8 protein-coding genes are annotated in these 7,927 nt (G+C 58.4%); 1 reads left to right on the top strand and 7 read right to left on the bottom strand.

The genetic code is table 11. The features are described 5' to 3' along the window. The 5 genes from Q0288_RS03245 to Q0288_RS03265 form a co-directional block, all read right to left on the bottom strand. Positions 1-845: tetratricopeptide repeat protein (locus tag Q0288_RS03245; RefSeq protein WP_299427109.1), on the bottom strand; the 845-nt coding region annotated here is incomplete at its 3' end. Between the two features lie 120 nt (positions 846-965). Further along, positions 966-2,219: an ATP-dependent protease ATPase subunit HslU gene (locus Q0288_RS03250; protein ID WP_299427112.1), complete on the bottom strand. Its 1,254-nt coding sequence runs from the start codon at positions 2,217-2,219 to the stop codon at positions 966-968. Further along, complete coding sequence (gene hslV, locus Q0288_RS03255) at positions 2,216-2,767, bottom strand: ATP-dependent protease subunit HslV (protein WP_299427115.1); 552 nt, start codon at positions 2,765-2,767, stop codon at positions 2,216-2,218. The genes Q0288_RS03250 and hslV overlap by 4 nt, the downstream gene beginning before the upstream one ends. Positions 2,768-3,072: 305 nt before the next feature. Next, positions 3,073-3,855 carry a signal peptidase I gene (gene lepB, locus Q0288_RS03260; protein ID WP_299427117.1) on the bottom strand — a complete coding sequence of 261 codons (783 nt, stop codon included), beginning with the start codon at positions 3,853-3,855 and terminating at the stop codon, positions 3,073-3,075. 292 nt (positions 3,856-4,147) lie between these two features. Next, positions 4,148-4,891, bottom strand: coding sequence for a patatin-like phospholipase family protein (locus Q0288_RS03265; RefSeq protein ID WP_299427120.1), 744 nt, complete (start codon positions 4,889-4,891; stop codon positions 4,148-4,150). 258 nt (positions 4,892-5,149) lie between these two features. On the opposite strand from Q0288_RS03265, the gene Q0288_RS03270 reads away from it, so the two are divergent. Next, positions 5,150-5,968 (top strand): serine/threonine-protein kinase, encoded by an 819-nt coding sequence (locus Q0288_RS03270; RefSeq protein ID WP_299427123.1) that lies wholly within the window; start codon positions 5,150-5,152, stop codon positions 5,966-5,968. Positions 5,969-6,053: 85 nt separating this feature from the next. Here Q0288_RS03270 and Q0288_RS03275 read toward each other — a convergent pair whose 3' ends face one another. Next, entirely contained in the window at positions 6,054-7,196 is a 1,143-nt protein-coding gene (locus Q0288_RS03275; protein WP_299427126.1) for a citrate synthase/methylcitrate synthase, read from the bottom strand. Between the two features lie 59 nt (positions 7,197-7,255). Beyond that, on the bottom strand, positions 7,256-7,927 hold a 672-nt coding region (locus tag Q0288_RS03280), incomplete at its 5' end, for a ThiF family adenylyltransferase (protein WP_299427129.1).

Here is a 7,927-nt window from a genome sequence, read left to right on the forward strand (position 1 = left end):
CCAATGTAGGCATCGGGGAAACGAACGGGTGAGAGCGCGACCGTCTGCTGATAGGAAACACCGGCCTGCTGCCAGTCCCTTTTCTCGTAGTAGGCATCGCCACGACGCAACCAGGCTTCGGCGTTCCCGGGGGTCAGGATCACCGCCTGATCCAGATGCTCGATGGCCAAATCTACATTACCCCGAAGCAGTAGCAAGCTGCCGTACTTGACCCGCAAACCTGCGTTTTTGGGCGCAGCTTTCACGGCATCTTCGTAGTTCTTGAGGGCCTCTTCCCATTTGCCCTGGCGGATAAAGATATCTGCCAGCAACGCACGGACAATAGGCTCGTCTCTTATGGCCAGCGAGCGGTTGATGGCTTCGACCGCCTGATCGAGGCGGTTCTGGTAGGCCAGTACCGTCCCCCGGGTAGCGTAGATGGGAGCGTATCGAGAGTTGACCCGCTCGGCCTCGCGGAGGATGACCAGGGCTTGATCCAGCAGGTTTTTGGAGGCTTCACGGTTTTCGGCCAGCAAGTATTGGCGCACAAAAACCTGGGCTAGGGCCACATACGATTGGATGAAGCTACTGTTAAGGGTGATCGAGCGGCGCAGGTTTTCAATAGCCGCCGTAAAGCGATTGAGCTCGGACTGCACACGCGCCAGCAGGTACAGGTTTTCGGCGCTCGGTGCATCCCTGACTGCCCGCTCGCAGGCCGTTAGCGCCGCCTCGGGACGCCCGGCTTCAAACAACAGCACACACAGGCTGGCCTGGGTCTGCGGCCGTGATGAGGGCTGGGCAGGGTTTTGTTGAGCCAGCACACCCCCCACCACCAGCACCATTGCAAAGAACCAGAAACGTATCATCTTCCTCCTGAATACCCCAACCCATTCAGTCGAGACTCATAAGCCTGCACCCACAGGGTTGTACCTGCGGGGGGTTGAGAGCAGTTTGTCGGCTTCGGCTTCATTGAACACCATCCAAAGTCAAAGAATATAGCGGGAAAGATCGCGGGATGCCAGCACATTCTCAAGTCGCGCTTCCACATATTCCTTGGTCACTTCTACCCGCCCCAGACTGGTCTGAAACGAAACTTCTTCCAGCAACCGTTCCAGGACCGTTGAGAGTCGCCGTGCGCCAATATCCTCCAACTCTTGGTTAGCTTGGTGAGCAAACCTGGCCACCGCCTGGATGGCCTCGGGGGTAAAGTGAACCTCCGTATCGTCGGCGGCGAGCAAAGCTCGGTACTGTTTGATAAGTGAGTTTTCTGGCTCGCGCAGGATTCGCTCGAATTCCTGCGGGCCCAGGGGCTCGAGTTCAACCCGGATGGGGAACCGGCCTTGTAGCTCGGGGATCAGGTCGGAGGGCTTGGAAACATGAAAGGCCCCTGCCGCTATAAACAACACATGGTCGGTCGAGACTGGTCCCAGACGGGTCGAAACCACGGTTCCTTCCACGATCGGGAGCAGATCCCGCTGCACCCCCTCGCCCGAGACATCCGGCCCGCTGACTGCCCCCTTACCTCTGGCGATTTTGTCCACTTCGTCAATAAAGACGATTCCCTCCTCCTGGGCGCGGCGCAGCGCTTCCTGGGTGGCTTCTTCCTTGTCTACCAGGCGCTCGGCTTCCTGGTTTCTGAGGATTTCCAGGGCCTCCTTGACCCGCACCTTACGCCGCGCCTTGCGCTGGGGCATCAGCCCTTTGAGCATGTCTTGCAGGCCCTGCATCTGCTCGCCGCCAAACATCCCAGCCATCGGGAGTCTGGCTTCCTCGGCCACCTCGATCTCGACGAGTTGATCGTGGTAGCGGCCCGAACGCAATTCGAAGGGCTGTATGCGTAGCAGCGAGGCTACCTCTTCTTCGGCCATACCCTGGGCACGTCCCTCGACTTTGGCCTTCATCTCCTGCATGACCAGCTGGTAAGAGGCCTCGGCCAGGTCACGCACGATGGAGTCCACATCGCGGCCCACATAGCCCACTTCGGTAAACTTGGTGGCCTCGACTTTGAGAAAAGGCGCCCCCGCGAGCCGGGCCAACCGGCGGGCGATCTCGGTCTTTCCCACCCCGGTGGGGCCAATCATCAGAATATTTTTGGGAGTGACCTCACGGGCCAGTTCGGGCAGCAGTTTCTTACGCCGTACCCGGTTGCGCAACGCGACCGCAACGGCCCGTTTGGCTGCGGCCTGACCCACGATGTGCTTGTCCAGCTCACGAACGATTTCGGCAGGGGTAAGGTTCATGGGGTGCCCCCCACACTCAGAACCTGGGTGGGCTGTCCGCTGGTGTAAAGGTCAATCTCACCCGCCAGCCGAATGGCTTGCTCGGCAATCTCCGCAGCCGACAGGCTCGAGTGTCGCAACAAGGCCTTGGCTGCTGTGAGCGCATAAGGGCCACCCGAACCTACGGCAATTACGGGCTCGTCGGGGCTCAGTACCTCGCCGTTGCCAGAAAGCAAGAGGAGGGTGTCTCGGTCGGCCAACACCAGCATGGCCTCGAGGTTGCGCAGCACGCGGTCGGTGCGCCAGAGCTTGGCGGTCTCGATGGCTGCCCGCTGCAAATTGCCCTTGGCCCCCGATAGCGCCCCCTCAAACTTTTCCAGGAGCGTCAGGGCGTCAGCCACGGCGCCCGCAAAGCCCACCAGGATGCCGCCGCCCTGTTCCAGACGACGCACCTTGACCGCCCCGGTTTTCATGATGGTCTGCCCCAGGGTAACTTGTCCATCGCCTGCGACTGCCGTGACACCGTTCCGACGTACTGCCACGATGGTGGTGCCGTGCATTCGCTCCATTCCCTCGGAATCTAGCGCCGCACGGTGAATCTGGTATGAGAAGCGCAGGATGTAACGCGAGGAGCTACGAGCAGAGCGCCGATACCTCCCCCAGGGTACTGGTCTTCTGGCGGAAGTTGCCGACGGCTGAGGGCAAATAGCCAGTAGCTGCGTCGGAAACGGCATCGGGTTCATGGAAACCGCTCAAAGCGCTGCCAAAGTCTGTTGGTCCCCAAATCAAGTACGGCATGCGGTTGGATACTGCAGCTGTGACCGTCCCGATAGGCATATGAGCCTTACGTATGACCAACGCAATACGGCACAGCTTAGAGCCCTTTGAAACCTTCGGGAATGCTCAAACCCCGAATGCGGTTCAGGGGCCACCAGACCGCATTGGCCCGACCTGCAATCGTGGTGATGGGAACCGGGCCAAAGGTGCGCGAATCTTCAGAACCGCCAAAGGTGCGGTTGTCGCCCATCACAAAGAAATAGCCGGGTCTGAGTTTAAGGGAGCTGGTAAAACAATGTTCCCCAGCACGGCTTCTTTCCAGATCTGCCGGGCCAGGCGGCGTGAGCATTTCCAGCGTGGGTTTTAGGTATTCAGGCAGTTGATCGGGGGCAAAGCGCACCTGCTGCTGGGTGATAAGGGCAATTAGCTTCTCGTTGTCGTAACAGACCACCGGATAACTGTCCGGGTAGGGGGTTAGCGAAGCGGTGATATGCACTTCGTTCAGGGGTTTACCGTTAAGGTAAACCACTCCCTCGCGCAGGCTGATCTCGTCACCAGGCAGGCCGATAATGCGCTTGATGAAGAAGGCCCGAAACTGGAAACCCAGCACTGGGAACTGGGCTACCGCGTTGGGGGTTCCCTCAGGCGGCTTGACAATTGCCACCTCACCGCGCTGCCACTGCATCAGGCCAAAGCGTACCAGCCAGGTCTCGTATTTGGGCACAAATACCCGTTCGCCATTGAGCAGGCTGGGATTCATCGAGTTACCCACTACTCCCACGGTGGTGAAGATAAAAGTCGTGACCAGGAAGGCCAGCAAAAGGGCCTCGCCCACCTGGCGAAACCATTCCTTGAAGAGATAATCCAGAAAGTTGCGCATCGTAAAGAGTCCCCTTAGTCTTGGCCAAAGCCCGGCCCATAGCATAACGCACACCCGCATTAAGCTTGGTAATCCGTTGGATTTGTTGTGCTCCCCACGACCGTATGTACAGCCGAGAGCCAGTGGTCGAAGGCTCAAGACCTTCGCTGGAACATCGGATACTTTGAACCCTTGACGCGCCCGGCTATGCAGCAAAACCTGCTCTCGACCCTCGGCAGTACTGCACTGTGTGACCTGCCGCATACGGCGACCGCTTCAGACCCATTTTTATTCTGGTACGTGCGCCTCGAGCCTAGAACTTCAGCCGTGCCAACGAAGCTGCCTTACGGCCCGCTTCGACAATTTCCTCCAAACGACCGAACTGCTCGATTCCGACCCCTGGGAGTTCGGGGCGAATATAGAGCTCGGGGGGATAGAGCGAGCGTCTTGCCGCGGTCAGGTGGTTTTGCATGATATCTATGGCCCGACGCACCTGTCCAATGGAGGAGCGGGGAACCCCTGGCAGGCGCATCTCGGGGGTCACGTCCACCGCCAGTACATATTTGGCCCGCATGAACCGGGCCGCATCCACCGGCAGGTTGTCGAGCACACCGCCATCCACATAGGTTCGGCCTTCGTAGAGCACGGGAGCTACCAGCCCTGGGTAGGCCGTAGAGGCCAGCACAGCCCCTGGCAGATCACCTTCCGAAAAATAGGCCAGTCTTCCCGCCTCGAGATCCACCGCCGTTACCACCAGTTTTTTGGAAAGCTGGTCGAACCGGGTGGGCAGGTATTTCGCCAGAAAATCGCGCAACCCGCGCTGGGAGATCAGCCCTGGTCGGGGAACCAAGTCCAGCAAGCGCAACCAGGGGGTTGAACGGGAAATTTCGAGGATCTCGGCTGGCTTTTTTCCCAAGGCATACAGGGCCCCCACTACACCGCCCATGCTGGTTCCGGCAACGACCTCGGCCTCGAAGCCCTGGGCCTCGAGTACCTCCAGCACCCCAATATGGGCTAGCCCCCTGGCCCCTCCTCCCGACAACACCAGACCGCGCACGTAGCCACCTCCAAACCGCCGATTGTTCTGCAGTAATACTAATGTAACGTATCCGTACCCAGAATTGTCTCCTTGAAAACCGTCTCCGGGTTGCCGCTGGGTTTGTGAATGGGTGCGCCCTAAAAGACAATCACCCTCATGGTTAGGCGAGAGAAAGGGATGGAGTGGGCATTCGCAGTTTGATAGGAGCGATCCGGGCCAGGGGCCGGTATCAGCGGGAGGAATTGCCCGAAACCCGATTCAAAAATCGGTATAGTGATGCTTGTGGGGTTAGCCGGAATTACCCTCGAGGGCCGTTACAAGGTCATCCGACCCATCGCCCGTGGGGCCGTAGCGACGGTGTATTTGGCCTTTGACATCCATGGCACCCCCTATGCGCTCAAGGTGTTCCCTAGAGGTTTTGAGGGGCGGGCTGACCGCGAATGGAAGATTGGACACCAGCTCAAACACCCCCACATCAACCCTGTGCTGGCCCGGCTGAGTGTGCCCCACGATGGGGTAGAGCAACCAGCGGTGCTGCTGGCCTTCGCCCCCGGCAGCCGCCTCTCCGAGTGGCGCAAAGACAACCCCAGCAAGATGTTGAGGGTGTTTCAGCACCTGCTCGAGGCCCTCGCTCACATGCACAGCCAGAGCCTGGTGCACCGTGACGTGAAGCCGGACAACCTGGTTGTAGATGGCACCGGAGAAGCACGTCTGGTAGATTTCGACCTTTCCGGCCCTCAAAGCGAGCGTTTTAGCCAGAAGGTTCGTCTGGGAACCATTGCCTATATTGCCCCCGAGCAAATCCGGGGGCAGTCACCCACTCCTGCTTCTGACATGTATTCGGCTGGCGTCCTGCTCTACTGGGCGCTAGCGGGCGAGTTGCCCTTTGTGGGTGAGCCGGTCGAAGTCATGAACGCCCATCTAAACCAGGAGCCCCCACCGCTGATTGCTACCCCAGACACCGGGTTGCGCGTTACAACCGAACTACAAAGCTATCTGGACCGACTCATCTCCAAAGACGTGACCAGGCGATATGCCAGCGCAATGGAGGCCCTGGGGGATTTTGAGGAGCTTGGCTTTTCGCGGACTTCCTGAAGCCGTCCAGGCAACCCTAACCACCTGAACGCTTGTGCACCATAAACCGGGATGATCGAAACCATCCCGTTGACTTTTTCCAGATTTAGCGCCTGGAAAGTTTCTGGTAGGGAAGATCCAGTTTGCCCGTGTAGTGTGAGTCTGGGCGTAGAAGGCGGTTGTCTATCCGGGTGTACTCGAGGATATGGGCACACCAGCCCGAGATGCGGGCCACTGCAAAAATCGGCGTAAAGAACTCGAGTGGATAGCCCAGGTCAGAGTAAACCACCCCCGAGTAGAAATCTACGTTGGGATAGATGCCCTTGGGGTTGTAGATCGCCCCCGCCTGCCGTTCGACTTCCTTCAGAATGGCATACTCATTGCTATGTCCATGCTGAACCGCCACTTCCCCGGCATACTTGTCGAGCACCCCCGCCCTGGGGTCGTAGGATTTATAGACGCGGTGGCCCATGCCCATTACGCGGCCTTTTTTGGCCTGCAGATCCGCCAGCCATGTAGTGACATTCTCGGCTGAACCAACCTCGGCAATCATTTTCATCACCGCTTCGTTGGCTCCTCCGTGACGGGGGCCTTTGAGCGCACCAATGGCCGCCACAATTGCACTATAGATGTCGGCCTGGGTGGAATAGGCCGCGATGGCGGTAAAGGTGGAGGCATTGAAGCCGTGTTCGGCCTGCAAAATCAGAGCCACGTCCATCAGCTTAACTTCCTCTTTGTTGGGCGCCTTTCCGTTGGACATGTAGAGGAAGTTGGCCGCGTGGGACAGACCTTTGCGGGGAGAAAGAATCTTTTGCCCTTCGCGGTGGCGCTTGGTGGCCGCCACGATGGTGGCAAACTTAGCGATGAGCGAAAGGGATTTCTGGTACAGCGCCTCGGGAGATACATCGCCCTCGGCCTCATCCAACATGCCCAACTCGCTTACTGCGGTGCGAAGCATGGACATGGGGTGGGCATTGCGGGGGAACTGCTTGATCTGTTTGATCATCGAGGCCGGCAGGGCACGATGGGAGGCCAACTCGGCACTAAAGCCCTTAAGTTCAGCCTTACTGGGCAGATGCCCGTGCAGCAACAGATAAGTCACCTCCTCGAAGGTGGCATGTTCGGCGAGATCCTGAATTTTGTAACCACCGTAGTATAAACGGCCTTCGTCCCCATCAATAAAGCACAGGCTGCTTTCGGTGAAAATTACGTCTTCCAGACCTCTGGCAATCGTCACAGTCGCACTCATGTTTTCTCCTATAACACTCCGAACCGATGTCGGCTTAGCCTGTGTATTCTATCTTGTTCCTACACCGAAATACCGCAGAACAGCTCATAGTCTTGCAGTGTAGTTACACTCGGGCTGACGCCGCAGACCGGGCAGTCAGGGCGTTGCGGAAACTGGATGCTATGAAAGTGCGTATGCAGTCCATCGTAGAGTAGCAGCTTGCCCGAGAGGACATCCCCCTGCCCCAGCAAAACTTTGAGCGCCTCCGTGGCCATCAGCCCACCAATTACCCCCGGTAGGACACCGAAAACCCCCGCTTCGGAGCAGCTTGGAACGGTTCCAGGTTTGGGCGGATGAGGAAACAAGCAGCGATAGCACGGCCCCCCCCGGAAATGGAATACGGAAAGCTGTCCTTCAAACTGGTGTATGGCTCCATACACCAGCGTTTTGCCCAACAGTACACACGCATCGTTCACCAGGTAGCGGGTGGGAAAGTTGTCGGTGCAGTCGAGCACCAGATCGTAGGGCTCGAGGAGCGAAAGCGCATTATGTGAGTCCAATTTGAGGGTATGGGTCTCGAGGTGTACGTGGGGGTTGAGACTTGCCAGACGGGCCCTGGCAACCTCGGCCTTAGGCTGACCTATAGCCTGGGTATCGAACAATACCTGGCGCTGGAGATTGGAGAGATCCACTCGATCCATCTCCACAATCCCCAGGCGGCCCACCCCCGCTGCAGCCAGGTACATCAAGAC

Source organism: uncultured Meiothermus sp. (assembly GCF_937863175.1).
Lineage (GTDB): Bacteria > Deinococcota > Deinococci > Deinococcales > Thermaceae > Meiothermus.